This window comes from Methylomonas lenta (assembly GCF_001644015.1).
Taxonomy (GTDB): domain Bacteria; phylum Pseudomonadota; class Gammaproteobacteria; order Methylococcales; family Methylomonadaceae; genus Methylomonas; species Methylomonas lenta.
In genome coordinates this window covers 1-1,710 of record NZ_LUUI01000071.1, presented here as the reverse complement: position 1 = coordinate 1,710, position 1,710 = coordinate 1, and the positions used below count along the sequence as shown (strand labels likewise).

Sequence of the window (1,710 nt, the reverse complement as noted above, 5' to 3'; positions counted from 1 at the left end):
GTGCTCAGACACACCAAAAAACCCGGCAGCAGATTGATCAGAAACAGCGCTTTCCAGGAAAATGCTTCGGTAAGATAACCGCCCAGCACAGGCCCCGCCGTAGGTGCGACAGTCACCACCAAGCCGACGACGATAAACATGGACGGTTGCAAACGCTTCGGGAACATCGTGTAGATCACCGCAAACACTGTGGGGATCATCGCGCCGCCAAACAAGCCCTGAAGGGTTCGAAAAACGATCATCGAGGGTAGATTCCAGGACAAGGCGACAAACAGGCTCATCAGCGTAAAGCCGCCGCAAGACAGCACGAATAGGTAACGGGTCGACAGCGCCCGGGCCAGCCAGCCGGACAGAGGGATGATCACCACTTCGGCAATCAAATAAGCGGTTTGCACCCAGGCGATTTCGTCGCGGGTCGCCGCCAATCCTGCCTGTATTTGTTGCATGGAGCTGGCGACGATCTGGATATCGAGAATCGCCATGAAAATGCCGAACACCATGCCGAAAAAGCCGATCCATTGTTGCGGGGTGAGCGGCTTTTCAGTCGCGCCGGCATGACTCTCCAGCGCGTCTTTGGGGGCAACCTCTGTGGTTTCCATCATGTTACGCTACCTTACCCTAACCTTAATTTCCGTGGATAGCCCCGGTCTCAGGCGGCTTAAATCAGTGTCCGGCCGGAACAGAATTTTCACCGGCACCCGGCGCACGATCTTGGTGAAATTACCGGTGGCGTTTTCCGACGGTAACAAACTGAATTCCGAACCGGACGCGGGTGCGAAACTGTCCAGCGAACCTTCGAAAACCTCATCGGGGTAAGCATCAACATGAATCTCCACCGCTTGCCCCGGTCGCATCCGGGCGATCTGGGTTTCCTTGAAGTTCGCTTCCACGAATAGGCCATCGTCCGGAATCAGAAAGCCGAGTGCATTACCGGGTTTGACCAATTGCCCGACCTGCACGCTGCGATTGCCGATGACGCCAGCCATTGGCGCTACGATACGGGTATTCCCCAAGTCGATGCGGGCCTGCTCCAGAGCGGCTTCGGCAGCTTTGATACGGGCGCTGGACTCCTCGATCTGCGCATCCAGAGCAGCCAATTCGCTTTTCGCTCCCTGCACGGCCGAACTGAATTTATCCCGATGGGCGGATGCCTGGGTATAAGTAGATTGGGCGCTATCATGAGATTGCGCGGAAATAGCCCCCTCCTGGGCGAGATTGCCGTAACGCTTCAAATCCTTGCCGGCGCGATCCAGGTCGGCATTGGCAGCAGCGATATTCGCCGCCTCCTCGCGTATTTTGGCGTTTTGGGTGAGTTTGTTAGCTTCCAGAGTCTGGATGTGCGCTGTTTCCATTAGCACCTGGGCTTCGGCCTCGGCGACACGGGCCTTAAAGTCATGATCATCGATCACCACCAGCAGGTCGCCTGGCTTCACCTTCTGGTTATCCACGAACAACACCTCCTTGACATACCCGGTCTCCTTGGAGCTAATCAAGCTGATATGCGCCTTCAGATAGGCGTTGTCAGTAGTCTCGAAAGGATGGATCGCTTTCAGCCAATAGACGATGCCAGCTGCGGTTACGGCCATGAGCAGCAAAGAGACTATTAGGGTTTTTTTGGATAGATGGAGAGACATAAATTTTTATTTGCTTAACTAAACGGTGTGGTTTAGTATAATCATTAACTTCACTGCAATGCAACGAATTTATTCC

At 54.4% G+C, this 1,710-nt stretch carries 2 protein-coding genes; both read right to left on the bottom strand.

Annotated elements, in window-relative coordinates; genetic code table 11:
- Positions 1-500 (bottom strand): MFS transporter (locus tag A1359_RS04690; protein ID WP_232322116.1); only part of this gene is annotated, 500 nt, incomplete at its 3' end.
- A gap of 108 nt (positions 501-608) precedes the next feature.
- Positions 609-1,586, bottom strand: a complete 978-nt coding sequence (locus tag A1359_RS04685) for an HlyD family secretion protein (RefSeq protein ID WP_232322115.1) — start codon at positions 1,584-1,586, stop codon at positions 609-611.
- Positions 1,587-1,710 lie beyond the last annotated feature (124 nt).

What these genes read in the sequence shown, in the direction of transcription:
- A1359_RS04685 (WP_232322115.1), bottom strand. Translation starts at nt 1,586, where the DNA reads ATGGCCGTAACCGCAGCTGGCATCGTCTATTGGCTGAAAGCGATCCAT.